Source organism: uncultured Sulfitobacter sp., from assembly GCF_947502895.1.
In the GTDB taxonomy this organism is placed as follows: domain Bacteria; phylum Pseudomonadota; class Alphaproteobacteria; order Rhodobacterales; family Rhodobacteraceae; genus Sulfitobacter.
On sequence record NZ_CANNBM010000002.1, the window covers coordinates 573,836 to 597,835 of the forward strand.

26 protein-coding genes are annotated in these 24,000 nt (G+C 59.7%); 13 read left to right on the forward strand and 13 right to left on the reverse strand.

The window, feature by feature from the left end:
• Positions 1-17: 17 nt before the first annotated feature.
• Genes Q0903_RS10760 through Q0903_RS10770 form a run of 3 tightly spaced genes read left to right on the forward strand, consistent with a single transcriptional unit; the run spans position 18 to position 1,875 of the window.
• Positions 18-452, forward strand: a complete 435-nt coding sequence (locus Q0903_RS10760; protein ID WP_299028917.1) for a VOC family protein — start codon at positions 18-20, stop codon at positions 450-452.
• Positions 453-466: 14 nt separating this feature from the next.
• Complete coding sequence (locus Q0903_RS10765) at positions 467-1,159, forward strand: DUF1194 domain-containing protein (RefSeq protein WP_299416049.1); 693 nt, start codon at positions 467-469, stop codon at positions 1,157-1,159.
• A gap of 5 nt (positions 1,160-1,164) precedes the next feature.
• Positions 1,165-1,875, forward strand: coding sequence for a DUF1194 domain-containing protein (locus tag Q0903_RS10770; protein ID WP_299416052.1), 711 nt, complete (start codon positions 1,165-1,167; stop codon positions 1,873-1,875).
• A gap of 3 nt (positions 1,876-1,878) precedes the next feature.
• Here the strand turns inward: Q0903_RS10770 and ptsP are convergent, their stop codons facing one another.
• The 5 genes from ptsP to Q0903_RS10795 form a co-directional block, all read right to left on the reverse strand.
• Positions 1,879-4,119, reverse strand: a complete 2,241-nt coding sequence (ptsP, locus tag Q0903_RS10775) for a phosphoenolpyruvate--protein phosphotransferase (RefSeq protein WP_299415128.1) — start codon at positions 4,117-4,119, stop codon at positions 1,879-1,881.
• Positions 4,120-4,312: 193 nt separating this feature from the next.
• On the reverse strand, positions 4,313-5,551 hold the full coding sequence (locus Q0903_RS10780; RefSeq protein ID WP_299415129.1) for an aspartate kinase: 1,239 nt from the start codon (positions 5,549-5,551) through the stop codon (positions 4,313-4,315).
• 71 nt (positions 5,552-5,622) lie between these two features.
• Entirely contained in the window at positions 5,623-6,267 is a 645-nt protein-coding gene (locus tag Q0903_RS10785) for an SDR family oxidoreductase (RefSeq protein ID WP_299415131.1), read from the reverse strand.
• Between the two features lie 54 nt (positions 6,268-6,321).
• Positions 6,322-6,762: a DUF1178 family protein gene (locus tag Q0903_RS10790; RefSeq protein WP_299029842.1), complete on the reverse strand. Its 441-nt coding sequence runs from the start codon at positions 6,760-6,762 to the stop codon at positions 6,322-6,324.
• Positions 6,763-6,819: 57 nt separating this feature from the next.
• Positions 6,820-7,290 carry an NUDIX hydrolase gene (locus Q0903_RS10795; protein ID WP_299415133.1) on the reverse strand — a complete coding sequence of 157 codons (471 nt, stop codon included), beginning with the start codon at positions 7,288-7,290 and terminating at the stop codon, positions 6,820-6,822.
• Between the two features lie 68 nt (positions 7,291-7,358).
• Here Q0903_RS10795 and modA point away from each other — a divergent pair, with 68 nt between their 5' ends.
• Genes modA through modC form a run of 3 tightly spaced genes read left to right on the forward strand, consistent with a single transcriptional unit; the run spans position 7,359 to position 9,894 of the window.
• The gene (gene modA / locus Q0903_RS10800) at positions 7,359-8,129 is read left to right on the forward strand and encodes a molybdate ABC transporter substrate-binding protein (protein ID WP_299415135.1); all 771 of its coding nucleotides are present in this window, start codon (positions 7,359-7,361) and stop codon (positions 8,127-8,129) included.
• Positions 8,126-8,818 carry a molybdate ABC transporter permease subunit gene (modB, locus tag Q0903_RS10805; RefSeq protein ID WP_299415136.1) on the forward strand — a complete coding sequence of 231 codons (693 nt, stop codon included), beginning with the start codon at positions 8,126-8,128 and terminating at the stop codon, positions 8,816-8,818. Before modA ends, modB begins: the two co-directional genes overlap by 4 nt.
• Positions 8,815-9,894 carry a molybdenum ABC transporter ATP-binding protein gene (gene modC / locus Q0903_RS10810; protein WP_299415138.1) on the forward strand — a complete coding sequence of 360 codons (1,080 nt, stop codon included), beginning with the start codon at positions 8,815-8,817 and terminating at the stop codon, positions 9,892-9,894. Before modB ends, modC begins: the two co-directional genes overlap by 4 nt.
• A gap of 1 nt (position 9,895) precedes the next feature.
• Here the strand turns inward: modC and Q0903_RS10815 are convergent, their stop codons facing one another.
• The 3 genes from Q0903_RS10815 to Q0903_RS10825 form a co-directional block, all read right to left on the reverse strand.
• The gene (locus tag Q0903_RS10815) at positions 9,896-10,153 is read right to left on the reverse strand and encodes a hypothetical protein (RefSeq protein ID WP_299415140.1); all 258 of its coding nucleotides are present in this window, start codon (positions 10,151-10,153) and stop codon (positions 9,896-9,898) included.
• A 64-nt stretch (positions 10,154-10,217) separates the two neighbouring features.
• Complete coding sequence (locus tag Q0903_RS10820) at positions 10,218-10,979, reverse strand: EcsC family protein (RefSeq protein ID WP_299028889.1); 762 nt, start codon at positions 10,977-10,979, stop codon at positions 10,218-10,220.
• Between the two features lie 45 nt (positions 10,980-11,024).
• A complete protein-coding gene (locus tag Q0903_RS10825; RefSeq protein WP_299415142.1) occupies positions 11,025-11,558 on the reverse strand; it encodes an N-acetyltransferase in 534 nt (177 codons plus the stop codon).
• 88 nt (positions 11,559-11,646) lie between these two features.
• On the opposite strand from Q0903_RS10825, the gene Q0903_RS10830 reads away from it, so the two are divergent.
• Positions 11,647-12,252 (forward strand): flavin reductase family protein, encoded by a 606-nt coding sequence (locus Q0903_RS10830; RefSeq protein ID WP_299028871.1) that lies wholly within the window; start codon positions 11,647-11,649, stop codon positions 12,250-12,252.
• A gap of 27 nt (positions 12,253-12,279) precedes the next feature.
• Here Q0903_RS10830 and Q0903_RS10835 read toward each other — a convergent pair whose 3' ends face one another.
• The 3 genes from Q0903_RS10835 to Q0903_RS10845 all read right to left on the reverse strand — a co-directional run bounded on the left by Q0903_RS10835 (position 12,280) and on the right by Q0903_RS10845 (position 16,315).
• Positions 12,280-13,158, reverse strand: a complete 879-nt coding sequence (locus tag Q0903_RS10835; protein WP_299415143.1) for an SMI1/KNR4 family protein — start codon at positions 13,156-13,158, stop codon at positions 12,280-12,282.
• A 130-nt stretch (positions 13,159-13,288) separates the two neighbouring features.
• Positions 13,289-14,497, reverse strand: coding sequence for a GAF domain-containing sensor histidine kinase (locus Q0903_RS10840; RefSeq protein ID WP_299415145.1), 1,209 nt, complete (start codon positions 14,495-14,497; stop codon positions 13,289-13,291).
• Between the two features lie 147 nt (positions 14,498-14,644).
• Positions 14,645-16,315 (reverse strand): SulP family inorganic anion transporter, encoded by a 1,671-nt coding sequence (locus Q0903_RS10845; protein ID WP_299029839.1) that lies wholly within the window; start codon positions 16,313-16,315, stop codon positions 14,645-14,647.
• A gap of 130 nt (positions 16,316-16,445) precedes the next feature.
• Here Q0903_RS10845 and Q0903_RS10850 point away from each other — a divergent pair, with 130 nt between their 5' ends.
• The 5 genes from Q0903_RS10850 (at position 16,446) to Q0903_RS10870 (ending at position 21,029) form a co-directional block, all read left to right on the forward strand.
• Positions 16,446-18,173 (forward strand): hypothetical protein, encoded by a 1,728-nt coding sequence (locus Q0903_RS10850; protein WP_299415147.1) that lies wholly within the window; start codon positions 16,446-16,448, stop codon positions 18,171-18,173.
• A gap of 156 nt (positions 18,174-18,329) precedes the next feature.
• Complete coding sequence (locus Q0903_RS10855) at positions 18,330-19,202, forward strand: S-methyl-5'-thioadenosine phosphorylase (protein ID WP_299415149.1); 873 nt, start codon at positions 18,330-18,332, stop codon at positions 19,200-19,202.
• A 107-nt stretch (positions 19,203-19,309) separates the two neighbouring features.
• Entirely contained in the window at positions 19,310-19,861 is a 552-nt protein-coding gene (locus Q0903_RS10860; RefSeq protein ID WP_299415150.1) for a DUF2927 domain-containing protein, read from the forward strand.
• Positions 19,862-19,872: 11 nt separating this feature from the next.
• Complete coding sequence (locus Q0903_RS10865; RefSeq protein ID WP_299415152.1) at positions 19,873-20,502, forward strand: LysE family translocator; 630 nt, start codon at positions 19,873-19,875, stop codon at positions 20,500-20,502.
• Entirely contained in the window at positions 20,499-21,029 is a 531-nt protein-coding gene (locus Q0903_RS10870) for an adenine phosphoribosyltransferase (RefSeq protein ID WP_299415154.1), read from the forward strand. Before Q0903_RS10865 ends, Q0903_RS10870 begins: the two co-directional genes overlap by 4 nt.
• Positions 21,030-21,109: 80 nt before the next feature.
• On the opposite strand, the gene Q0903_RS10875 is transcribed toward Q0903_RS10870, so the two are convergent.
• Positions 21,110-22,531, reverse strand: coding sequence for an FAD-binding oxidoreductase (locus Q0903_RS10875; RefSeq protein ID WP_299415155.1), 1,422 nt, complete (start codon positions 22,529-22,531; stop codon positions 21,110-21,112).
• A gap of 44 nt (positions 22,532-22,575) precedes the next feature.
• Complete coding sequence (locus tag Q0903_RS10880; RefSeq protein ID WP_299028847.1) at positions 22,576-23,409, reverse strand: MBL fold metallo-hydrolase; 834 nt, start codon at positions 23,407-23,409, stop codon at positions 22,576-22,578.
• 267 nt (positions 23,410-23,676) lie between these two features.
• On the opposite strand from Q0903_RS10880, the gene Q0903_RS10885 reads away from it, so the two are divergent.
• Positions 23,677-23,994, forward strand: coding sequence for a hypothetical protein (locus Q0903_RS10885; protein WP_299415157.1), 318 nt, complete (start codon positions 23,677-23,679; stop codon positions 23,992-23,994).
• Positions 23,995-24,000 lie beyond the last annotated feature (6 nt).

Consider the following 24,000-nt stretch of genomic DNA (forward strand, 5'->3'; position numbering starts at 1 on the left):
TGACAGGAGCCTGCCCCATGCCAATCAAATACCTGCACACGATGGTGCGTGTAAAAGACCTCGATGCCTCCATCGCGTTCTACAAACTGCTGGGCCTGATCGAGCGGCGGCGCATCGACCATGAAGGCGGGCGGTTTACGCTGGTGTTCCTTTGCCCCCCTGACATGGCCGATGGCCACGCGGATGTTGAGCTGACCTATAATTGGGACGGCGATGATGGCCTGCCGTCCGACAGCCGCCATTTCGGGCATCTGGCCTATACGGTCGAGAATATCTATGAGACCTGCCAGCATCTGATGGACAATGGCGTGACCATCAACCGCCCGCCCCATGACGGGCGCATGGCCTTTGTCCGTTCGCCCGACAACATCTCGGTCGAGTTGTTGCAAGAAGGTGATGCGCTGGAACCGGCAGAGCCTTGGACGTCGATGGGCAACACTGGCCACTGGTGATCCGCGCAAGCCTCATTGCCGCAGGGCTGGCCTGTGCCGCCCTGCCCGCCCACGCGATTGAATGTCGTCTGGCGCTGGCCTTGGCTATTGATGTGTCCAGCTCGGTCGACGCGGCCGAGGATGCGTTGCAACGCGGCGGCGTCGTCGCCGCCCTTACCGCGCCCGAGGTGCAAGAGGCGTTTTTCGAGGGTGATCTGCCTGTGGCGCTGGCCGTTTATGAGTGGTCAGGCCGCTATAATCAGGAAATGATCCTTGATTGGGTAATGATAGACAGCCCCGCCGCCCTGATCGGCGCTGCCGAAACCGTGGCCGCCTCCACGCGCAGCCACAATGATTTCCCGACCGCCATGGGCTATGCTTTGGGCTATGGCGCTAATCTGCTGGCGCGTGCGCCTGCATGTCTGCGCAAAACACTGGATATGGCGGGGGATGGCATCAGCAACGAGGGCTTTCCCCCCGCAAGTGCCTACCGCGAATTTCCGTTTCAGGGCGTCACGGTCAACGGTCTGGTGGTGAATGCCGCTGATTTCGAGGGCGAGGTCGGGCTGATTGCCTTTTACCAAGGCGAGGTGATGCACGGCCCCGGTGCCTTTGTGGTGGTGGCAGACGGGTTTGCCGATTACGAGCGCGCGATGCGCCGCAAATTGGAACGTGAATTGGCGCCACCCGCCATTGGCGCGCTCGAGACACAAGGCGATGCAGGATGAAACCGATGCGCGCGGCCCTTCTGGCGCTGCTGCTCGGCGCAATCGCTGCTCCCGCGCAGGCCGCTTGCCGTCAGGCGCTGGCACTGGGGCTTGATGTATCGGGATCGGTGGATGCGCGCGAATACCGCCTGCAGATGGGCGGTCTGGCGCAGGCCCTGAACAGTGCAGCAGTGCGCGCGGCCTTGCTGGAACAGCCGGAAACACCTGTTGAGATATTGGTCTATGAGTGGAGCGGACCAGAGGACAACGTGACGTTGGTGCCATGGACGCGGATCAGCACAGCAGCGGCACTGGACAGCGTGATTGCCACCCTTGGCACGGTCGAGCGGCGGAGCGATGCCACCCCCGGCACCGCACTGGGCGTGGCGATGATGCGTGGCGCGCAACATCTGGCGCAGCGCAGTACCTGCTGGCGCAAAACACTGGATATTTCGGGCGACGGCAAAAGCAACCTTGGTCCCCGCCCCCGCAGCGTGAAACCGCAACTGGCAGATGCTGGCATCACGATAAACGCGCTGGTAATCGGCGCGGACGATCCCGCAACAGGCGATGTGCGCCAGATCGAAATAGCCGAGCTAAGCGCCTATTTCCGTGCCGAAGTCATCCTCGGCCCCGACGCATTTATAGAAACCGCCTTGGGATTTGAGGATTATGCCGCAGCGATGGAGGCCAAGCTGCTGCGCGAGTTGGGCGGGCTGGTCCTGTCGCGCCGCTAGCGGCTAGAACTGCGTGCGCAGGTACTCCATGATCGCAGGGCGCACCGACATGTCGCCATCTGTGCGCGCCTTTTCGATCACCGCTCGGACTTCCCCCAAATCACAGCGCCGCAGCAGGCTTTTCACTGGTCCTATAGAGGCAGGGCGCATGGAAAGGGTACGCAGACCAATTGCGGCAAAACACAGTGCCTCAACGGGACGGCCCGCATCCTCGCCGCAAAACGACAAGGGCGTGCCAGTGGCGTCACAGCGTTCCACGATGCCCTCAAGAAAGGTCAGGAAACTCACGTTCAGCGTGTCATAGCGTTTGCGTACACGCTCGTTCTCCCTGTCGGCGGCAAAGAAAAACTGTTTCAGGTCATTGCCACCGATGGACAAAAACCCGACTTCCTCAAAAAATTTGTCAGGCGCAAAGGCAAGGCTGGGGGTCTCCAGCATCGCGCCCACTTCGATCTTTGACGGTATCTTGTGGCCCAGCTTCACCTCGGCGGCGATGGTCTTGTCCAGTTGCGCGCGTGCGGCGCGGTATTCCTCGAACTGTGCGACAAAGGGGAACATCACCGTCAGCGGCCCACCATCTGCGGCGCGCAAAAGCGCCTGCAACTGCATCCGCATGATGCCGGGCTTGTCCAGCCCCACACGGATCGCGCGCCAGCCCAATGCGGGGTTCGGCTCGTCGTTGGGCTTCATATAGGGCAGCACTTTGTCCGAGCCGATGTCGAGGGTGCGAAACACCACCCGCTTGCCCTGTGCGGCGTCCAGCACACGTTTGTAGAGCACACTTAGGTCCGCGCGGCGCGGCATCTGGTTGCGTACCAGAAATTGCAGTTCGGTGCGGAACAGGCCCACCCCCTCTGCCCCCGAGTTTTGCAGCGAAGGCAGATCCGCCATCAGGCCCGCATTCATATGCAAGCCTATGGTATTGCCGCATTTTGTTTCGGCCCGCTTGTCACGGATCGAGGCATAGCGTTCCTGCGCAGCAGCCTGCATGGCGATTTTGTCGCGAAAGGCCGTAACGACCATATCATCGGGGCGCAGATGCACCACGCCCTGTTCCCCGTCCACCATCACATGATCGCCGTTCAGCGCCTCGTTGGTGATGCGGCCCGCATGCACAATCAGCGGGATTGCCAGCGCACGCGCCACAATGGCCGCATGGCTGCCGACCGATCCCTGCTCCAGCACGATACCACGCAGGCTGCGCCCGTATTCCAACAGCTCTGCAGGGCCGATGTTCCGCGCGACCAGGATCGGGTCGGCTGGCATCTCGGCGCCTGTATCACTGCCCTGCCCTGTCAGAATCCGAAGCAAACGGTTGCTCAGATCGTCCAGATCGCTGAGACGTTCGCGCATGTAGCTATCGGCAGACTGTCCGATCCGCGAGCGGGCCAGCGACTGTTCTTTTTCCACCGCCGCCTCGGCGGACAGGCCTTGGGTGATATCCGCCTGCATCCGGTTCATCCAACCTTTGGAATTGGCAAACATTCGGTAGGTCTGGATGACTTCCTGCTGGTCCTTGTCGCCCGCAGACATGGTAAGCATCTGGTCCACGCTCAGGCGCAGGGTATCGACAGCTTCGGTCAGGCGCTGTGCCTCACGATCGGGGTCATCCGCAATGGGGTTGGAGACGACGACACGCGGCTCATGCAGCCAAATATGACCCTCGGCCACACCCTCCTGGGCCACCGTGCCACGCATCAGCACCGGCTGGCTGTGGCGGGCCGACATGGCGGCCCCTTCACCCACAAATGCGCCCAGCTCTGTCATCTCGGCCAGCACCATGGCGACCACTTCCAGCGCGTAAACCTCGTCTGTGTTGAATTCCCGTGCGGTTTTGGACTGCGCAACCAGCACGCCCAACGTATCGCCCAACCGCTGGATCGGCACACCAAGGAAGCTGGAGTAAATCTCCTCTCCCGTTTCGGGCATATAGCGAAAGCCCTTGGCCTGTGGCGCATCAGGCGTATTAATCACGCGGCGGCGTTTGGCCACACGGCCCACCAGACCTTCGCCCATCTTCATGCGCGTCTGGTGTACGGCGTCCTTGTTCAAACCCTCGGTGGCGCAAAGCTCCAGCGTATCCTCGTCACGGAACAGATAGATCGAGCAGACCTCACACCCCATCGAGGTGGCGATCAGATGGGTGATTTTATCCAGCCGCGCCTGACCTTCGTCATCGCCTGCCATCGCATCCCGCAGACGGCCCAACAGCTTGCGACTGTCGCTTTCTGTACGTTCTTGCATGGCGTTCCCAATTTTTGTTCAAGCCAGCCTATGCTCAAGCCAGTCTATGCTCAAAGCTGCTTATAAACCTCGCTCGCCCGAATGGGGAGAGGCAAATGCACAGCCAGAGCGAATGGCACAGACCAGAGCGGATTTTGCCGCAATACAAGGCAACAAATCTACTGGATACGGACGACAAAAACGAAAAAAGGGCTTAGGCGACTTTGTCCAACTCGAACGCATCATGCAGCGCCTGCACGGCCAGCTCCATGTATTTGCGGTCGATCAATACGCTGATCTTGATCTCGGAGGTGGTGATGACTTTGATGTTCACACCTTCATCCGACAGCACTTTGAACATCTTGGCGGCAACACCCGTGTGGCTGCGCATCCCGATCCCCACCACAGAAACTTTTGCAACGCCCTCGTCCGCGATCAGTTCCTGATAGTTGATCACACCGTCATCTGCAGCTTTTTGCATGGCCGCATCGGCGCGTTTCACCTGATCTACGGGGCACGACCACGTCATGTCGGTGCGGCCTTCCTCGGCGATGTTTTGCACAATCATGTCCACGTTGACACCACCATCGCTGAGCGCGGTAAAGATGCTGGCAGCGATGCCCGGGCGGTCAGCGACCGATACCAGCGTCATCTTTGCCTCGTCACGGCTGAACGCCACGCCTGCCACTACATTGCTTTCCATGATTTCCTCCTCGTCGCAGACGAGCGTACCAGCACCGTCGCTTTGTTCTTCAAAACTGCTCAGCACGCGCAGTTTGACCTTGTAGCGCATCGCCAATTCAACCGAGCGCGTCTGCAAAACCTTGGCCCCAAGGCTCGCCAGTTCCAGCATTTCTTCAAAGCTGATCTTGTCGAGCTTGCGCGCCTTGCTCTCGACCCGCGGGTCGGTGGTATAGACGCCGTCCACGTCTGTATAAATATCGCACCGCTCGGCCCCGAAGGACGCTGCAAAAGCCACAGCTGTCGTGTCAGACCCGCCGCGCCCCAGCGTGGTGATGCGGCCCTCGGGGCTGACACCCTGAAACCCTGCAACCACGGCGACCTTCATGCCATCGGCGAATTTTGCCATGATGTTTGCGGGCGGAATATCTTCGATCCGCGCAGCCGAGTGCGCCGACGTGGTCTGCACCGGCACTTGCCAGCCTTGCCAGCTGCGCGCGGGTACGTCCATTTCCTGCAAGGTCAGCGCCATCAGGCCAGCTGTCACGTTCTCGCCCGATGACACAACCGCATCATATTCGCGCGCATCATACAGCGCCGATGTCTCGCCAACCCAGCCGACCAGCTCGTTCGTCTTGCCCGACATGGCCGAAACGATGACAATCACGTCATAGCCCTTGGCCACTTCGACGCCCACGCGTTTGGCCGCACGGCGGATACGGTCAAGTGTGGCCACCGATGTGCCACCAAATTTCATAACCAATACAGGCATCAGACCCCCGATCTTACCGCGCCTTTGTCACGCTGCGCCGCGTTTACGCCAGCGGGGGAACAGACGCAAGATCAGTAGGGAAGTGTGGCGCCGTCCCATGCCTCAAAACAGCCCGTTGTCTCAAGGTTGAGGGCGGCAAACCGCGCGGTCAGCCCTGCAACCGACTGTTCCACCGTGATCGCTGCGGCCTCGCCGCCCATGTCGGTCTGCACCCAGCCAGGATGATAGATGCCCACGGCAATACCTTCGTCTTTCAGATCAAGCGCAAGGTTACGCCCAAGGTTGAGCACAGCCGCCTTGGACGAGCGGTAGATGTAGCTGGCCCCGCCTGCCCGCTCGCTCGACCCCATCTGGGACGAGATGATGGCGATCCGCGGATTGCCAGCGCGGCGCAGATGCGGCAGCAGCGCCTGAATGCTCAGGAAAACACCCGTGACATTGGTTGCAAAACTCTGCGCCCAGAGATCAACGCCATAGCCGGTATCAATATCGTTGCCACGGTCCAGAAATACGCCTGCATTGCACACCAGCAATTCCACCGCGCGATCGCCCAGCTTTTCGGCCATTTCAGTGTGGCTTGAGGGCTGGGTCACGTCCAGCGTGATATCCGCTGTAACGGAACGGCCTGTGCCCAACACATCGATGCCTTGGGCGCGGTAATGCTCGGCCAATCCCAGACCGATGCCGCGGCTTGCGCCTGTAATTACTACTGCCATGTCTAAATCCTTGTTCTGCATATTTTTTCCTGCCTCACGGGGATGCGGCAGGCGTTATTGCAATTTCTGTTTCGGCTTGAACGGCAGCGGCACAACAGGCACTCCCTCTTCGATCAGCGCGCGTGCCTCGGCAGCATTCGCCTCGCCATAAATCGACGTCTCTGGTGCGGTGCCTGCATGCATCTCGCGCGCTTTCTCGGCAAAATTTCCGCCCACATAGGTGGCGTTTTCCTCAACGGCGCGGCGCATTTCGGCCAATGCATGATCCGATGGCGGACCTTCGGGCGCCTGTGGCGCGTCTTGGGGCCGGGCGGCTGCAACGGGTGCTGTGGCCTTGACCACTTTGGGCGCCATCAGCGTTTTTTCGACCTCGCGCGCACCACATTCCGCACAGCTCAGATGCCCCGCAGCAGCCAGGGCGTCAAACGCCGCTGCCGACTGGAACCAGCTGTCAAACACATGCCCCTCCGGACATTTCAGCGCATAACGGATCATACTACCCCCAAGATACTCGTTGGCCTGCATCACAATGTGGCATCACGGGGCGGCGGGTCAAGAAACCACTTCTTTCTTGGGCGGCTTGAAGCCTGTTATCAAACGGCCCAGCTCGCGGTGCTTGACCATCCGCGCGGCTTTCTTGCGCGACACCCATTTGCGGCGGCGATCACGCGCCTCAGGGAATTTTTTGGCAACTTTTTGTACCTTTACAGGATAAAGCAAGGCCAGACAGGGGGTTGTATCCTGCCCCTCGCGCAAACGCTCGTAGGAATAGACCCCGATGCAATCCTCACCCTGATGGCCAATCACACCCGCCTCTTCCCACGCTTCGATCAGCGCACATTCACCCGGTGTCTTGCCGTCCATCGGCCAGCCCTTTGGCACGATCCAGCGTTTGCGGCGGCGTGAAGTAACCAACAGCACCTGCACCTTGCCGCGCTGCCTGCGCCAGCAAAGGGCGGCAAACTGCGTGCGCGCGCTGTCTTTTGTCCCACCATGCAGGGAGATCGGCATCTGGTTGCTCATCGTGCGACTGTTTCGCCTCTAACTGCTTTTTTTCTGATTATACCGCTAGTTCATTGCCATGACCAGCCTTGCCGCCTCTTGCGGGGCTGCGCCCGTTGGCGGATAGTCTGCGCCATATGCGCCGCGTGTTTTCCCTTCTCTTCGCAAGCCTGTGGTTTGCCCTGCCTGCGCTGGCGCAGCCTGTTACGGTTTTTGCCGCAGCCTCCCTACGCGACGCCCTGAGCGATATCGCCCAAAGCTATCCCGATAAGGTTACACTTTCGTTTGCGGGATCGGGCACAGTGGCGCGGCAGGTGGCAGCGGGCGCGCCTGCGGATGTGGTGGTGCTGGCACACCGCGATTGGGCTCTTTGGATGCAGGCCCAAGACCTCGTTCTGCCTGACAGCCTACGGGATGTGGCGGGCGGGCGTCTGGTTGTCGTGGGCGCAGCAGATGCACCAGATATCGCGCAGGCCAATACCGCCAGCCTGACGGCCGCCTTGAATGGCGGGCGAATTGCCATGGGCCAGCGCGATGGCGTACCTGCCGGAACATACGCACGCGAATGGCTAACCTCCATTGGTGCATGGCAGGCATTGGCCCCGCAACTGGCCGAGACCGACAATGTCCGCGCAGCCCTCGCCCTTGTGGCCGCAGGGGCGGCCCCCTTGGGCGTGGTCTATGCCTCGGACGCTGTGGCAGAGCCGCGGGTGCGCATCGTCTATGACATCCCCGCTGCAACCCATAGCCCGATCCGCTATCCCGCCGCCGCTGCAACAGCGGCTGGCCGCGCATTTGTGGCCCATCTCACCACGCCCCAAGCTGCCCAAACATTTGCCAAGCACGGGTTTGCCCCATGACCCTTGATGCCGTCGCATGGGACGCGCTGCGTCTGTCGCTCTGGGTGGCGGTCTGGGCAACAGTCATCGCTGTGCCGCTGGCCCTGTGGGTGGCGTGGATACTGGCACGGTGGGAGTTTCGCGGTAAATCCGTGCTCAACGCGCTGGTGCATCTGCCACTGGTCTTGCCCCCTGTGGTCACGGGCTATGTGCTGCTGGTCCTCTTTTCGCCCAGCGCCCCTGCGGGTGCGGCCCTTGCCACCATCGGGCTCACGCTGGCGTTCAAATGGACAGGCGCTGTGCTGGCGGCCATCGTCATGGGCTTTCCGTTGATGGTGCGCGCCATGCGCCTTGCCATCGAAGCGGTGGACCCCAAGCTGGAGGAAGCCGCAGGCACGCTGGGTGCTGCGCGCGCCCAAGTGTTTGCCCGCGTCACCCTGCCCCTCATCGCGCCCGGTATCCTTGCGGGCGCCGTGATGGGCTTTGCCAAGGCGATGGGCGAATTCGGAGCCACCATCACCTTTGTCGCCAATATCCCCGGCCAGACGCAAACCCTGCCAATCGCCATCTGGACCGCCTTGCAAATTCCTGGCGGTGAAGGGGCGGCAGCAGCCATGGCGTTGCTGTCCTGTGCAGTGGCTTTCGGCGCGATATTTGCCTCCGAAGCGTTGGCCCGCCGTGTGGCGACCCGCATCGGGGGTGCCCAGTGAAATTGTCGCTGCGCCACAGCTTTGGTGGCTTTTCCCTTGATCTGGAGCTAAATGCAGGCGCGGGCATCACTGCCCTGTTCGGCCAGTCAGGGGCAGGCAAAAGCACGATCATCAATGCCGTCGCGGGCCTGCTGCGCCCCGATCGCGGGCGGCTAGAGGTGGCGGGCGAAGTGCTGATGGACACCGAAAGCGCCCTGCACATGCCCCCGCACAAACGCCGTTTTGGCACCGTATTTCAAGATGCGCGCCTGTTTCCGCACCTCAGCGTGGCGCAAAACCTTGACTTTGGCACCCGCTATGCCCCGCGCAACGCGGATGTCCCACGCGACGCGGTGATTGATCTGCTGGGCCTCGCCGCTCTGTTAGAGCGGTCGCCAAACACCCTTTCGGGCGGCGAAAAACAGCGTGTGGCCTTGGGCCGTGCCCTGCTCAGCGCGCCACGCATGTTGCTGATGGACGAGCCGCTTGCCAGTCTGGATGCCGCGCGCAAACACGAGATTCTGCCCTATCTGGAACAGTTGCGCGATGGCCCACTGGGTCTGCCCATTCTCTATGTCAGCCATGCGGTGGACGAGATTACCCGCCTTGCCGACACGCTGGTACTGCTCAAAGACGGGCGCATCGCCGCCCAAGGCCCGCTGCGCGAGGTAATGTCCAACCCCGCCGCCGTGCCACTGCTTGGCGTGCGCGAGGCGGGATCGGTGATTGAAGCAGTTGTGCAAAGCCATGATGCGGACGGACTAAGCACCCTGAAACTACGCGCAGGCACGCTTGTCCTGCCGACCGTAGCTGCCCCCGTCGGCGCAAAACTGCGCCTGCGGATCAAGGCACAGGACGTGATGATCGCCCGCACGCGGCCCACGGATATCAGCGCGCTCAACATCCTCGCGGCCAGTGTCGTCGGGCTGCATGAAGGGGCCGGACCCGGAGTGGCCGTTACGCTGGATGTGGGCGGAGAGCGCATCCTTGCGCGCATTACCCGCCGCGCCGTCGAGGCGTTGGGCCTGCGCGTCGGCACATCGTGCTTTGCCGTGCTGAAGTCGACGACAATCGCGCCCACCAGTGTGGGCCGTTAGATTAGCGGGATTCTTTGGTCTTTTTGCGTTGGAAGTTGCACACTTTGGTGCGCGATCCATCCGAATTCTTGCGCCACGCGCAACCCGCGTTTTTGGGTGCTTTTTCGTGAATGATAAACTTGCCGCGCTTTTGCTTGGTGAACGTCTGGTTAGAGACGTCATTGCCACCAATCCGCACGTTATTGCCAAAACGTACCTCTGCGAAGGCAGGCAGGGTAAAGGCGGCGAAGGCGCACATAATAACGGACAGGCGGAACATCGACAGCACTCCTCGGATATCCGCCCACATTGGCCCAAATAGCCCGCTGTGACAAGGCTTTAGCCTATGCCTTGACCACGCTGCGCATTTTCTCGGCCAGCCTTTTGTTCAACTCTTCGGGCGGCACATCCGCCTCAATCGCCAGCTTGCGCAGACCAAAATGCACATGCGCCATGTCCTGATAATAGCTGGTGTAGGCGTAATTCGTCGCCGCCCCCGCCACAGCGCCCAGCACAGGCACAGTCTGCGCAGCCAGCTTTTGGCCCATCACCACGGCAAGGCGCGGCGCGATCTTGTGGATCACCGCTTGCACCGCTTTGCCCGACAGCGCCAACCGCGCGGTCAAAAAGGCAAGGTCCGACCCGTCATCCTCGGCCAGCGGTCCTGCCGCCGAAAACACCTGAACACAGTCAAACCGAACCGAGTCAAGCTCGGGGTCAAAGCCGTGTTCCACCGCAACCCCCTCGATCACCCGCAGCAAAAGCGTGGTAGTCACGGGCAATTCGGCCAGAGCGGTGGGCAAACCGCCAGCACCGCCCGCAGCCCCCATCGCAGCAGACACGGCAGAGTTTAGCCAAGAGGCCTGATCAGGCACGCGTGCGCGGCTTTTATGGGCCGCCTCCATTGCGTGGTCCAGTGCGCGCACCGTGGCGGCCTCCAACTGGTCGCGCACAGATTTGGGTAACCTGTCCAGCAGGCTTTCGGCCTGCCCGCCTATCAAATTCAGCACGTTGATCCCGACGCCGCCTGCGTTCTTGTACCGCCGTGCGATCTGCTCCAGCTCGGCTTCTACATCAATGGCAACAGGCACAGTATATTCGGTCATCGGGTTCTCCTCTGGACTACAATGTGGGCGGCGAAGGCGAATCTTTCAACCTGCGCGCGTCACATCTCCTGTCACACCGTCCCATGCGCCCACCCGCAGCGCGCGGCCCAAAACACGCTCGGGATTTGTAGGCGGCGGCATGATGACACCTTGCAAGGGCGCAAAGCCGTAACGCCCGTAATAGGGGGCATCCCCCACCAGCATTACGCGTTCCCATGTCTTTTGGTCCGCGCGGGCCAACTGCGCGCTTTGATGCACTTCGCCCCCCTCAGGTGTCGCCAACGCCAGCGATGTCTCGATCAAAAGCGCGCCCAGTCCCTCGCCCTGCCGCGTCGGGTGCACGGCCACGGGGCCCAGCAACAGCGCCTCGTGGCCCCCTACGTTTACAGGCCAGAACCGGATCGCACCCGCCAGAATCCCCAGATCGTCCCGCGCCACAAGGCTCAGGCCCGCAACAGGCGGCACGCCCTCGCGCAGGCGATAGGAAGACAGCGCCGTGCGTCCGGGCGCAAAGCAGGTATCATAGAGCGCTTCGACCTCCCAACGGTCTGAGGCTGTCTCTGCGGCAAGGTCATACACGGCTGGCAGCGCTCCGGCGGGTTTTCTACTGGTCAGCGGCCTATCACGGCGTTAGCTCTGTTATCAATCACAACAGAAAGACCCGTACATGTTTTACCGCCCCGCCGATGGCCACGGCCTGCCCCACAACCCGTTCAACGCTATCATCGCACCGCGCCCCATCGGCTGGATCTCCACCCGCGACGGGCAAGGCCGCGACAACATCGCGCCATATTCATTCTTCAACGGCGTGGCGTATGTGCCGCCGCAGGTCATGTTCTCGTCTACAGGGGCCAAAGGCGATGTAGACGGCACCAAAGACAGCATGGCCAACATCCGCGAAACCGGCGTGTTCTGCGTGAATGTGGTGGAATTTGCCGCCGCCGACGCGATGAACAAATCCTCCGCCACCCTGCCCCACGGCACAGATGAATTCGCCCACGCGGGCATTGAAAAAGCCGAGTGCGAAGCGATTGATTGCCCCCGTGTCGCCAATGCCCCCGCCGCCCTGGAGTGTCGTATGACCCAGATTGTCCAGTTGGAAGGCGCGACAAATTTTGTATGTTTCGGCGAAGTTATCGGCGTGCATATGCGCGATGATTGTGTGGTCGACGGGCGCTTTGACGTAACACGCTACACCCCGCTCAGCCGCTTGGGTTATCGTGACTACACCGCCGTACGCGAAGTATTCGAAATCATCCGCCCAGACGATTGATGGACGGCTGGTGTGGCCCTGCCGGTGTCAGGCGGGGCTGCCAGCGGTCGCATATTTCCATGACAAACGGATGGAGTGGAAAAGAGCGACCACCGTGAACAATAGCTGTGTGCAAAACGCGATCACCACCGCCGCTTTGAAAACCACCACGCCGACATCACCCCTACCGGTCTTTGCCAACATAACAGCAGCCAAAAACAGCACCAATGCCACTGCCCATCCAGAGGCGGCGCGCCAGAACAGTTTGATCTGACGCGTATACTCGGTCTGGTTTTCTGGCTCTGCCGCGCGCCAACGATAGGCTAGAAACGCACCCAGAAACATCGAAACCACTGTCACAATGCCCGCAGCACTTAGCGCGAATACCAACGCGGGATAGATAGACATGGCCCGCACGGGGCGCAGCGGCGGCGGCTTGGGATGCTGGTGTTCAAGAAAGCCGTCACATTCAGCGGCTTCGATGTCGCCCTCTTCCAGCGCCGCAGTCTGCCGCCTTGGGAGTTCAACCAGCGGCGCATCGACATCGGGCCGTATCACAAAAATGACCCCGACCTCATGATCGGCAAAGACCAGTTTGCGCGCAACGCCGTCCTTATCGGGCGCCAGCAGATAATAATCGCCACACCCGTTTTCCGCCACAAGAAACGCGCCCTCGGTCAGATGCCAGTTTTCGGCATAGTCGCCCCAACCGCCCATGTCTTTCAGCAAATAACCGCTATCAACCTCGAATATAGCTGAGCCTTCCGCCTGTTCAGACAGATAAAATTCGACCGTACCACCATCGGGTGTCCCAAGCGCCGCCGCCCCGTTTTCGATCAGGTCAGCCCGTAGTCCGGGCGGCAATACGACGCCAAGGATCTGCTCGGCACGCTCTATCGTCAGGCGGTGATCTTGGGGTTCGGTCATCGGGCATCCATTGGCTTTCTCCAAAACCTAAGATGACTCTTCGTCTAAATTTAGGCACACATGGGCAAAGTGCCACTCCCACACTAGCGCACCTTATAAAATCACCACCTGCGGGCTTCGCCCATAGTAATCAGTTCACCGCCTCCAGCCGCCATTTCGGCAACCGGATACGCGCTGTCGTGCCTTGTGCATCTGCCAATACCTCAAACGCGCCACTGTGCAATTCAACCAGTTTACGGGTAAGCGGCAGGCCAAGGCCAAGGCCACCATGCGCACCACGCGTATCCAAGGATCCGCCGACAACAAAAGGCTTGTACAGCTCGGCCAATTCGACATGCGCCTCCAGTGTTCCCGTGTCATGCACAGAAACCAGCACATTCCCGTCCGCGTCAAACTCGGACCACAGGCGCATTTCGTCACCCCCATGCAGAATACTGTTCAGCAGCAAAGATGTGATGCATATTCGCATATGATCGGGGTCCATCAAGACCGCCCGACCAACAGCACAGTGCGGCGGGTCAAACCGCTTGCCGCTGGCGTCTACACCGGGGCTATGGGCAAGGTGCATTTCCTCCATCAACGCGCACAAAGTCACGGGTTGGGCGTTCAGATGCAAATCACCCGTCTCTGCATCGCTGAACCTCAATATTGTATCGATCAGCTTGGCGAGATGCTCGGTAGAGCGCGTCGCGCTTTGTGCCAGGCGTAGATTCACCGGATCATTCAACCGCCCCTCCATCAGGCTCAGCGCCCCTTTCATCACGGTCAACGGAGTGCGCAATTCATGGCCCACCAACGTCAAAAAATTGGATGCCGCCTCGGCGGGTGGGGTGACAACCCGCTGGGCGGGGACCTGCTCCAATGTGGCGATAATCGCGGCCCCCAATTCAATCATCGCGCCTATCATCCCTTCCGAAGGGTGCGGATGCGGCTCTGTATCAAAGACACACAGGCTGCCAACCTTGAACCCCGAAGACAGCATCAGCGGAATACCAATGTAAAAACGCAGGCCAAATCCACCAGCCTGCACCATCGGGTGCCCCTGAAATTGCACCTCCTGCTGCAAATCGGGAAAGATCAACGGGCTGTCCGACATAATTGTATGCGTGCACAGCGTTTCGGCCCGCACCATCTCTGCCAGAAAATCGCCAGTGCCGTCGCGGTACAGTAAATGGGCCTCTTCCACGATGCTGATCTGCGCGCACGGGCAGCCCAACAGCGATTTTGCAGCATTGGATATACGCCTGAATACCTCATCGTTCTGCCCAGACAAACCCGGCATTTCGCGGGTGGATTTCAGGCGGGCCTCTTCGTTGAAGGGTACGGGGAAGCTTCTCATCGCAGTCTCTCTCTTGGACGCTTTTGCGCGGCGCAAACGGCGTGCAAAAGGCCGCGTATCAAACGCGGCCCTTCCAGTGCCGTTGCCTGCACCTTGGAGACAAAATGTTAAAAAATCCCTGTCAGAGAAAAGACAAGTGAACGCGCCCTAGTGGCCGCCCAAAATCCCCGTACGCACTTGGTAGTCCACCGCGATCTGGTATTCAGGATCGTCATCACTATCGACCATCAGGTGCCCCGCTTTGGTCAGCAATGCGTGACAATCGCGGGTCAGGTGGCGCAGTTCGATCCGCTTGCCTGCGCTCTCGTATTTCCCTGCAATCGCTTCGATCGCTTGCAGCGCAGACTGGTCCACAACGCGGCTGTCGTTGAAATCAACGACCACCACAGCAGGGTCATTATGTATGTCGAACAGCTCGATAAATCCGGCGGCAGAGCCGAAGAACAGCGGCCCTTGTACCTGATACACTTTGGCCCCTTCGGGCGTGGTGTAGGTCTTGGCATGGATGCGGCGGGCGTTGTTCCACGCATAGGCCAGCGCGCTGACAATCACGCCCACCACCACGGCCACGGCAAGGTCTTCATAGACCGTCACAACCGTCACCAGCAGGATCACAAAAGCATCCGTCAGCGGCACTTTGCGCAGAATGGTCAGGCTGTTCCATGCGAATGTGCCAATCACCACCATGAACATCACACCCACAAGCGCCGCGAGCGGGATCAGCTCGATCAACGGGGCAGCAACGACAATAAACAGTAGCAAGAATACGGCAGCAGCAATGCCCGCCACCCGCGTGCGCCCGCCCGATTTCACGTTGATCATCGACTGGCCGATCATGGCACAACCGCCCATGCCGCCAAAGAACCCCGTCACGGTATTGGCCACACCCTGCGCCAAACACTCCTGCGATGCGCCGCCGCGCGTGTTGGTCATGTCGCCCACAAGGTTCAGCGTCAGCAAACTCTCGATCAGGCCAATCGCCGCAAGGATCACCGCATAGGGTGCGATGATATAGAATGTCTCCATGTTCAGCGGGGCCATCGGCGTCCCATAAAGACCCTCACCCGTGCCAAACGGATTGTGGAAGCTAGGCAAACCACCCTGAATGGAGGCCAGATCCCCCACGCGCGGCACTTCCATGCCTGTGAAAATCACCACAGCAGCTACGATCCCGATACCGGCCAGCGGTGCGGGGATCGCCTTGGTGATGCGCGGCATCACCCAGATAATCGCCATGGTCGCTGCAACCAGCGCCAGCATCAGATACAGCGGCATACCCGACAGCCATTCACCGCCGCCCATGCCGTGGCCTGTATCCACCATTGTGCCCGGCACTTTGAATTGACCCATCTGCGCCAGAAAAATCACAATCGCGAGGCCATTCACAAACCCCAGCATAACAGGGTGCGGCACCAGACGGATAAACTTACCCCATTGCATCACGCCTGCAAAAATCTGCAACAGTCCCATCAAAACAACAGTCGCAAACAGATACTCAACCCCGTGCTGGGCAACCAAAGCCACCATCACAACAGCCAAAGCACCCGTCGCCCCCGAGATCATACCCGGACGGCCACCGATCAGCGCCGTAATCAGCCCGACCAGAAACGCTGCATATAGCCCGACCAGCGGATGCACACCGGCCACAAACGCAAAGGCCACCGCCTCGGGCACCAGCGCCAGGGCCACGGTCAGGCCAGACAGCAATTCAATCCGCATACGGCCGACACTGAACCCGTCCTCGCCCATCCAGCGCAAATCGGTGACGTCTGTGGGTGTCAAATTCTTGGTGAAACTACGAAATGTCGCGCGCAAAATAATGTCTCCTGCGGAATGGTTCGGATGGGCCTTTGGCCAGCACCTAGCCCATGCGCGCAAAGAAGGAAAGCAACTGGGAAACTCCGATCAGTCCGCTAGAGTAGGCACAGTACAGGAACGTCGGGGAATCATGGCGCATATCAGAACCTACCAACAGCTATTGGCGTTAGAACCGACAGATCCCGAAGAACAGCTGCTGGAATGCGCAACCGCCGGCGAACACTGCATCTTTAACGATGGGCACCTGCCGGAGCCCGAACAGTACGGCGCATGTGAAATCCGCCCCGAATTTTTGCGCTATCTGATTTTGGGTGGCTGTGACGAATGCCCCGTCGATACCCGCGGCATCTGGCTCGAAGGGGCGTATATCTCAGGCGGGCTGGACCTGAACTATGTGAGTACCTCCGCCGTCCTGAGCCTGTTCGCATGTAAATTCCAAAGCCCACTCTACCTACAACAGTCAAAATTCCATCTCTTGGTTCTCAGCGACAGCGCCTTTTCGGGGCTGCATGCCCAAGGCATCGCAGTGCAGGATTCTGTGTTGATGAACGGGGCTCAAATAACGGGATCGGTTGATATTGCAGGGGCCACGATCGGGGGACAACTCTCGCTTGTCGGTGCAAAAATATCAACGCAATCGCGTTTTGCGATCAGCGCGCACAGTGCAGACATCCGCGGCGGCATCTTCCTGCATCCACGCACCGAGGAAGAACAGGACAAAGTCACGGCACCATTTTCCGCCACAGGCGAGATATACCTCGTATCCGCCAAGCTTGGCGGTCTGTTTGCCGAAAACACCAAACTGACAGGGCTGGCAAATTCCAAAAGCCTGACCGCGCGCAACATGAGCGTGAACGGCGATGTAAAGCTGGGCGGATGCATCGCCACAGGTGAAGTGAAACTGGCGGGTTCGCAAATCGCAGGTGACCTCTCTTGCGCGGGGGCCACGTTCCAAAACGCCAATGGGCATGCATTCAACGGCCAACGGATGCGGGTCGATCAATCCTTCATATGGAAAAAGGTGGATAACCCGCAGGGCAAGGTCAGCCTCAATGGCGCACATGTCGGCGAACTGGACGATGATCCCGCCAACTGGCCCGATGCGGGCAACCTGCACCTTGACGGATTTACCTATGACCGTATTCGCGGCAAAGTTTCAACCTCGCCCGCCCGCAAAGAATGGCTCCTCAACGGGTCACTCTACAAAGACCAGTTCTTTCCGCAGCCCTACACCCAATACGCCAAATTTCTCCGCGACACGGGCCATGATGCACAATCGCGCAAGGTTCTGCTCACCCGCGAGCGTATGGTGCGCCGTTACGAGCGGAAGGAGTTCGGCCCTTTGCTGCGCGCGTGGCGCTATTTCTGGGACGGGCTGCAACTGGTGGTCGTCGGCCACGGCCACGCACCTTTCTGGTCTCTCGGATGGCTTGCGTTGCTTATCGTTCTTGCCACCATCCCTGCGCACAAAACTTGGGAAGAAGGCTCTTTTGCCCCAAATTCCAGCCCCGTCCTGATCTCGCAAGGCTGGCAACGCCTGCAAGCCTCTGCGCCGAACCCCGCACAGGTCTGGTCAGGAGATACCGAGCCCGCAGGCTGGTCGCCCGCACCCCGCGATCCGTCATGGTCGATGACCGCCCCGGGCCGCGATTGGGAGACGTTCAACCGCTACGCCTACGCCGCCGACATCGTGATACCGCTCATCAACTTCGGCCAGACCGAGGCTTGGGCCCCTTCAACCGCCCGCGGACAATGGGGCTGGCACCTTTGGTGGCTCAGGTGGGTCTTTACCGTCTTTGGCTGGATCGTAACCGCCCTTGGCGCTGCTGCGATCACCGGCATCATCCGGCGCGAGTAGACAGACGACGCAGCTTCGCGCGTACACCGCAGAGGGTGTACAGGGGGTGTACGTGAGGTGTACCTATGGCACCCCCTTCACAACGCGCCATTTGTCAGGTTGCATTACCCCCTGCCCCGCGCCACCATCACCCCAAACCGACCAGAGGAAACCCCCATGACCAACACCAAAATCGCCGTCATCGGCGGCTCAGGCATCTACGACATCGACGGGCTGGCGGATGCCCAATGGACCACGGTCGAAACACCTTGGGGCGCGCCCTCCGATGCCATCCTCACAGGGTCATTGGACGGGGTCGAGATGGCCTTTCTGCCACGTCATGGCCGCGGTCATATCCACTCTCCCACCACCGTTCCCTACCGCGCCAATATCGACGCACTCAAACGTATCGGCTGCACCGATGTGATCTCGGTCTCCGCTTGCGGTTCCTTCCGTGAGGAAATGGCACCAGGTGATTTTGTCATTGTAGATCAGTTCATTGACCGAACTTTCGCGCGTGAAAAATCGTTCTTCGGCACAGGCTGCGTAGCCCATGTCAGCGTCGCCCACCCAACCTGTCCCCGCCTTTCGGATGCGTGTGAAACAGCGGCAACAGCGACGGGAGTAAACGTGCATCGCGGCGGCACCTATCTGGCAATGGAAGGGCCGCAGTTCTCGACCCTCGCCGAGAGCAACATGTACAGAAACAGTTGGGGCGCGGATGTCATCGGCATGACCAATATGCCCGAAGCCAAACTCGCCCGCGAGGCCGAGCTGTGCTATGCAAGCGTCGCGATGATTACCGATTACGACAGTTGGCACCCTGATCATGGCGAGGTGGATGTAACTGAAATCATTAAAACTTTGCAAGGTAACGCCGCAAACGCCCGCGATCTGGTGGCCCGCTTGCCCGCCCTGCTTGGCGCCACGCGCGCACCCTGCCCGCACGGCTGTGACCGCGCATTGGAATATGCGATCATGACCGCCCCCGAGGCCCGCGATCCGGCCCTCATAGCCAAGCTTGACGCAATCGCAGGCCGACTGCTCTGAACAGGGCATGTACATGCATCGCAGCTCTCGTCTGTGCGGCCCTGCCCGCGCAGGCGCAAGATTTCGTCGACAGTGAAGGCCCGCTAAGCGATGACGCCTTCTACCGCTTGGTTGCATGCGCGGCGCCACCGCAGGGGAAATGCGGCAAGCCGTTCTATAAATGGGATAAAACAAAAATCACCATTGGCATCATCACCCGTGCGCCCGCCTTTATGGGCGGCAAGCAAAAACGGGCGTCCGCCGCAGTTGTACGCGCGTTGCAACACCTCAACGCTGTCGACATGGGGCTCACGCTGATGCCTGACACAAACGACCCCGACATAAAAATCCACCTGCTCGACACTGCACGCGGAGAGGTGATTTCAATGCCGGACCAAAGCCTTCTCAATGGCTTGACCATGGCAAACGCAATCACGGCTCTCGACGTCGAAGGTACTGTCGTCAAAGGTGCGACCATCGGGTTTTCAAACACGCTACCGATCCGTCAATACGAATCTGTCATGCTAGAGGAGATCACCCAAGCCCTCGGCCTGATCACCGACATCCAGAACCCGCATTACCGCAGCCGCTCTATCCTGTCCCAAGACAGCGACAACAGCTTGAAAACCTTGGGCCAACAGGACAAGGTTGCACTCATCCGCCACTACCCTCCTAACTGAAAAGCACGCCCATGCCCTTTGACCTATGGCTCACCTTCGTGGCCGCCACCGCTATCATGATGCTCATCCCGGGGCCGACAGTCCTGCTTGTCCTCAGCTATGCGCTGAGTAAGGGACGCTCTGTCGCTGTTGCCTCGGCCGCGGGTGTCGCTTTTGGAGATCTGGTTGCAATGACCGCCTCGTTGGCAGGTCTCGGTGCGCTGGTACTGGCCTCTGCGACAGCATTTACAGTGCTCAAATGGTTAGGCGCTATCTATCTGGTTTATATCGGGATAAAGCTGTTCCGATCTGCAGGTTCGACAGGTTTGGAGATGCCAGAAGCGACCGATATCACAGGCCCACGCGTTTTTCGTCACACCGCGGCAGTGACGGCGCTTAACCCGAAATCAATCGCCTTCTTTATCGCTTTCGTCCCGCAGTTTATCAAAGCCGATGCGCCTTTGCTGCCGCAATTCATGATACTGATCGCTACTTTTGTCACCATGGGCGGCTTGAATGCTCTCGTTTATGCGCTTCTGGCTGACCGCTTGCGCAGCGTTATCAAACGACCCGGCGTGATTGCATGGATCACCCGCGCAGGTGGCGCCACCCTTATTACCATGGGTGTGCTCACCGCCACCCTCCGCAGGAGCACAACATGAAGACCGTTCGTGACTATATCCGCACCATCCCCGACTTTCCGCATGAAGGGATCATGTTCCGCGACGTAACCACCCTGTTTGCCGACCCGCGCGGGTTTCGCATGGCAATCGACCAGATGTTGCACCCTTATGCCGGCAAGCGCATCGATAAGGTTGTAGGGCTTGAAGCACGCGGTTTCATTATGGGAGGCGCAATCGCACACCAGCTCAGTGTGGGCTTTGTGCCAATCCGTAAAAAAGGCAAACTACCCGGAAAAACCCTTAGCCAAGACTACAAGCTGGAATATGGCGAAGCGACAATGGAAATCCACGATGATGCCGTAAAACCTGGTGAAAAAGTGCTGGTCGTCGATGATCTGCTCGCCACAGGTGGCACCGCAGAGGCGGGGATCAAATTGCTCGAACGTCTCGGCGCAGAAATCATCTCGGCCAGCTTCATCATCGACCTGCCCGCCCTTGGCGGCGGCGATCGTCTGAAGGCCATGGGCATAGACGTGCAAATCCTCTGTGCGTTCGACGGCGCGTAGATCTTCTATTTTTCTTGGCCATAAATCCTCCGGGGGAGGCTTTGCGTATGCAAAGTCGGGGGCTGGCCCCCTCCCCGCCGTTAACCGCGCAGCACCGCACCGGGGTTCATGATTCCCATGGGGTCCAGCGCAGCTTTGATCGCGCGCATAGCAGAGAGCTTGGCCGGATCGCCATATTTCTCCAGATCGGCAACTTTTAGGCGCCCCACCCCATGCTCGGCCGAGATTGACCCACCCAGTGAATCCACCAAATCATGCACGCAAGCCTTGATCGCGTCACGCTGGTTTTCATGGTCCGCACGGCTGCGCCCGATCTGCGGAAAGACATTGTAGTGCAGGTTTCCGTCACCCACATGCCCGAAGCAATTGATCCGAAAATCCCCCATCTGCGCCAGCGCATCACCTGCTTTGATGATAAATTCGGGAATCGCGCTCAAAGGCACTGATATATCGTGGCTGGAGACAGACCCCACGCGGCGGTTCGCCTCGGGTATGCTTTCGCGGATTGTCCAAAAGGCCTCGGCCTGCGCGCCTGATCCCGCGATCAAACCGTCCTGCACCAACCCTGCCTCAGAAGCATTGGCAAAGAGGTTTTCCAACGCCTCTTGCGGGTCCATATCCGCGGCCAGTCCCAACTCAATCAAAACCGACCATTCGGGTGCTGTCTCAAAGGGCTGGCGCACTTCGGGCATGGTTTCGGACAGAAAATCAAACCCCTGACGATGGATCAATTCAAACGCGCTTATCATCTCACCAAAGAGCCCGCGCGCCATGCTCAGCAGCTTCAGCGCGGCAGCAGGGCTCTCGACCACAAGCATCGCGGTTCCCGTCAGCGCGGGGCGCGGGAACATCTTGAGCGCGGCTGCTGTGATAATGCCCAATGTACCTTCTGCCCCGATCAGCAAATGGCGCAGGTCATAGCCAGTATTGTTTTTGCGCAAACGCGACAGCCCGTTCCATATCTGACCGTCCGGCAGCACCGCCTCCAGCCCCAGACACAGATCGCGGGCATTGCCATAGCGCAGCACCCCAGTACCACCTGCATTTGTCGCCAGATTGCCACCGATCCGCGCCGAGCCTTGCGCCGCAAGGCTGAGCGGGAAGAGACGGTTCGCCGCCTCGGCTGCGTTTTGCACGTCCGCCAGAATGGCACCCGCTTCGGCAACCATGACGTTTTCGTCGGGATAGACCGCGCGGATCGCCGTCATCCGCTCCAGCGAGATGATTAGCGGGGTTGAGCCTTCGGGCGCCACCTGCCCGCCCACCAGACCAGTACCGCCTCCATAAGGCACCACTGCCACACGTGCATCGGCTGCCATGCGCACCAGCGTTGCAACCTGCTGCGCATCGCGCGGTTTAGCCAGAACCCCCGCTTGGCCTGCATAACGGCCCCGTGGCTCTTCAAGATAGCGGGCGGTTGTCTCATGCAGTGTGCCATCAGGCAAGGCTGCACGCAAAGTCTCGGAAAAGGCGGCGTCGGCGGGATTCAGATCATGTGTCATACAGTTTGATCTAATGTCGCCGCACAGGATGCAAGGGATAAGGCCTATTCGTCGCGCAGATAATTTGGCCGCAGTACCATGATCGTCGGTTGCGAAGGCAGCAGATCACGGCGCACATTCAACATCGGCCCTTCCACGCGGACCACTGCAAATTCGTCCGACATGCCATCCAGAAAATCCTCGAGTGCGAAATCCGAAAACCAGTGCATCGGGATCACAATGCGCGACCGCAGCCGCTTGAGCACCGACGTCATCGTCGCCAGATCAAGGGTATAGCCACCATCCACAGGGGCCATCACCACATCCAGCCGCCCGATGGCTGCGTATTGTTCATCATTGGGGGCATGGTGCAAATGGCCCAGATGCCCGATACACAGGCCCGCTATCTCAAAGACGAAGATCGAATTGCCGTTCTCCTCCACCCCCGAGAATTGCGAACGGATGTCGGTAGAAACATTGCGCACCAGCACCTCACCCAGATCAACGCGGTGGTCAATTCCAACCCCGTGCGGCCCCCAACCGCGCAGCACATGGGGAATTGCAGGATCGGGAAAGGGGGTCCAGTGGGTATCATGGGCATGGTTCATCGTGACCACATCAGGGATCATCTTTGTGCTGCCGATAAAACCTGTGAAATCCGTCACCAAGTTAAGGCCACCCGCGCTGCGGATCACAAAACTGGCGTGGCCCACATAATGCAAATCAACCGTCTCGTCGGGTACGTCGCGCAGGGCGGCGCGGTGCAGGTATTCCATCCCCTGCGTGGCATCCGCCAGCGCGTGACAATGGCTGGGCGTTCGGGTGGCAGGCGTTTCTTGCGCAAATAGAGGGCCTGCAAAAAGAAAACCAACGAGGGTGGCGATGACACGGATCAACATGACCCTAGGGTAACACTGCTTTTCAATTTCACAAAAGAGAAGCTGCACTGCCCCTTGCGCAAACTTTGTGCATTGCCTGTTTGCGCAGCCGCGTGATCGATTGTTTCACGCAGCTCAGACCATTCCCAGTTGTTTTCGACGACAACAAAAGCGTGTAGTCCCGCCGCCCTCACATCCCGTCACAGCCAATTCATTTGAACGGAGCAGGATAACGCCCCAATTCAGTTACATACCAACGACCCTCCCTGCCCCCGAAAGGAGCACATCATGAAACCGATCCTCGCAACCTTCGCCGCCCTCTCCCTTGCTGCAGGTCTGGCCCTTGTCGGCTCTGCTGCGACAGCAGGCAGTGACCGCATCACCTATCAGCAGAATGGTGTAACATGGAGCACGTCAAACAACATCAGCGTCTTTGCGTCCCGCACCCGTGACCGCGCCTATAGCGAGCACCGTCATGGCGGACATTTCGGCACACCGTTGCATGGCACCTACAGCCGTGAGGGGGTCTATTCCAAACCCGTGTATGATGCGCTTAATGCCAACAACCGCCGCAGCAAAACGCGGGTAGATGTGGGCCGCAACTAAGGCCTG

What these genes read in the sequence shown, in the direction of transcription:
- Q0903_RS10760 (WP_299028917.1), top strand. Translation starts at nt 18, where the DNA reads ATGCCAATCAAATACCTGCACACGATGGTGCGTGTAAAAGACCTCGAT.
- Q0903_RS10770 (WP_299416052.1), top strand. Translation starts at nt 1,165, where the DNA reads ATGCGCGCGGCCCTTCTGGCGCTGCTGCTCGGCGCAATCGCTGCTCCC.
- ptsP (WP_299415128.1), bottom strand. Translation starts at nt 4,119, where the DNA reads ATGCAAGAACGTACAGAAAGCGACAGTCGCAAGCTGTTGGGCCGTCTG.
- Q0903_RS10780 (WP_299415129.1), bottom strand. Translation starts at nt 5,551, where the DNA reads ATGCCTGTATTGGTTATGAAATTTGGTGGCACATCGGTGGCCACACTT.
- Q0903_RS10785 (WP_299415131.1), bottom strand. Translation starts at nt 6,267, where the DNA reads ATGGCAGTAGTAATTACAGGCGCAAGCCGCGGCATCGGTCTGGGATTG.
- Q0903_RS10790 (WP_299029842.1), bottom strand. Translation starts at nt 6,762, where the DNA reads ATGATCCGTTATGCGCTGAAATGTCCGGAGGGGCATGTGTTTGACAGC.
- Q0903_RS10795 (WP_299415133.1), bottom strand. Translation starts at nt 7,290, where the DNA reads ATGAGCAACCAGATGCCGATCTCCCTGCATGGTGGGACAAAAGACAGC.
- modB (WP_299415136.1), top strand. Translation starts at nt 8,126, where the DNA reads ATGACCCTTGATGCCGTCGCATGGGACGCGCTGCGTCTGTCGCTCTGG.
- Q0903_RS10815 (WP_299415140.1), bottom strand. Translation starts at nt 10,153, where the DNA reads ATGTTCCGCCTGTCCGTTATTATGTGCGCCTTCGCCGCCTTTACCCTG.
- Q0903_RS10820 (WP_299028889.1), bottom strand. Translation starts at nt 10,979, where the DNA reads ATGACCGAATATACTGTGCCTGTTGCCATTGATGTAGAAGCCGAGCTG.
- Q0903_RS10830 (WP_299028871.1), top strand. Translation starts at nt 11,647, where the DNA reads ATGTTTTACCGCCCCGCCGATGGCCACGGCCTGCCCCACAACCCGTTC.
- Q0903_RS10835 (WP_299415143.1), bottom strand. Translation starts at nt 13,158, where the DNA reads ATGACCGAACCCCAAGATCACCGCCTGACGATAGAGCGTGCCGAGCAG.
- Q0903_RS10840 (WP_299415145.1), bottom strand. Translation starts at nt 14,497, where the DNA reads ATGAGAAGCTTCCCCGTACCCTTCAACGAAGAGGCCCGCCTGAAATCC.
- Q0903_RS10850 (WP_299415147.1), top strand. Translation starts at nt 16,446, where the DNA reads ATGGCGCATATCAGAACCTACCAACAGCTATTGGCGTTAGAACCGACA.
- Q0903_RS10855 (WP_299415149.1), top strand. Translation starts at nt 18,330, where the DNA reads ATGACCAACACCAAAATCGCCGTCATCGGCGGCTCAGGCATCTACGAC.
- Q0903_RS10865 (WP_299415152.1), top strand. Translation starts at nt 19,873, where the DNA reads ATGCCCTTTGACCTATGGCTCACCTTCGTGGCCGCCACCGCTATCATG.
- Q0903_RS10870 (WP_299415154.1), top strand. Translation starts at nt 20,499, where the DNA reads ATGAAGACCGTTCGTGACTATATCCGCACCATCCCCGACTTTCCGCAT.
- Q0903_RS10875 (WP_299415155.1), bottom strand. Translation starts at nt 22,531, where the DNA reads ATGACACATGATCTGAATCCCGCCGACGCCGCCTTTTCCGAGACTTTG.
- Q0903_RS10880 (WP_299028847.1), bottom strand. Translation starts at nt 23,409, where the DNA reads ATGTTGATCCGTGTCATCGCCACCCTCGTTGGTTTTCTTTTTGCAGGC.
- Q0903_RS10885 (WP_299415157.1), top strand. Translation starts at nt 23,677, where the DNA reads ATGAAACCGATCCTCGCAACCTTCGCCGCCCTCTCCCTTGCTGCAGGT.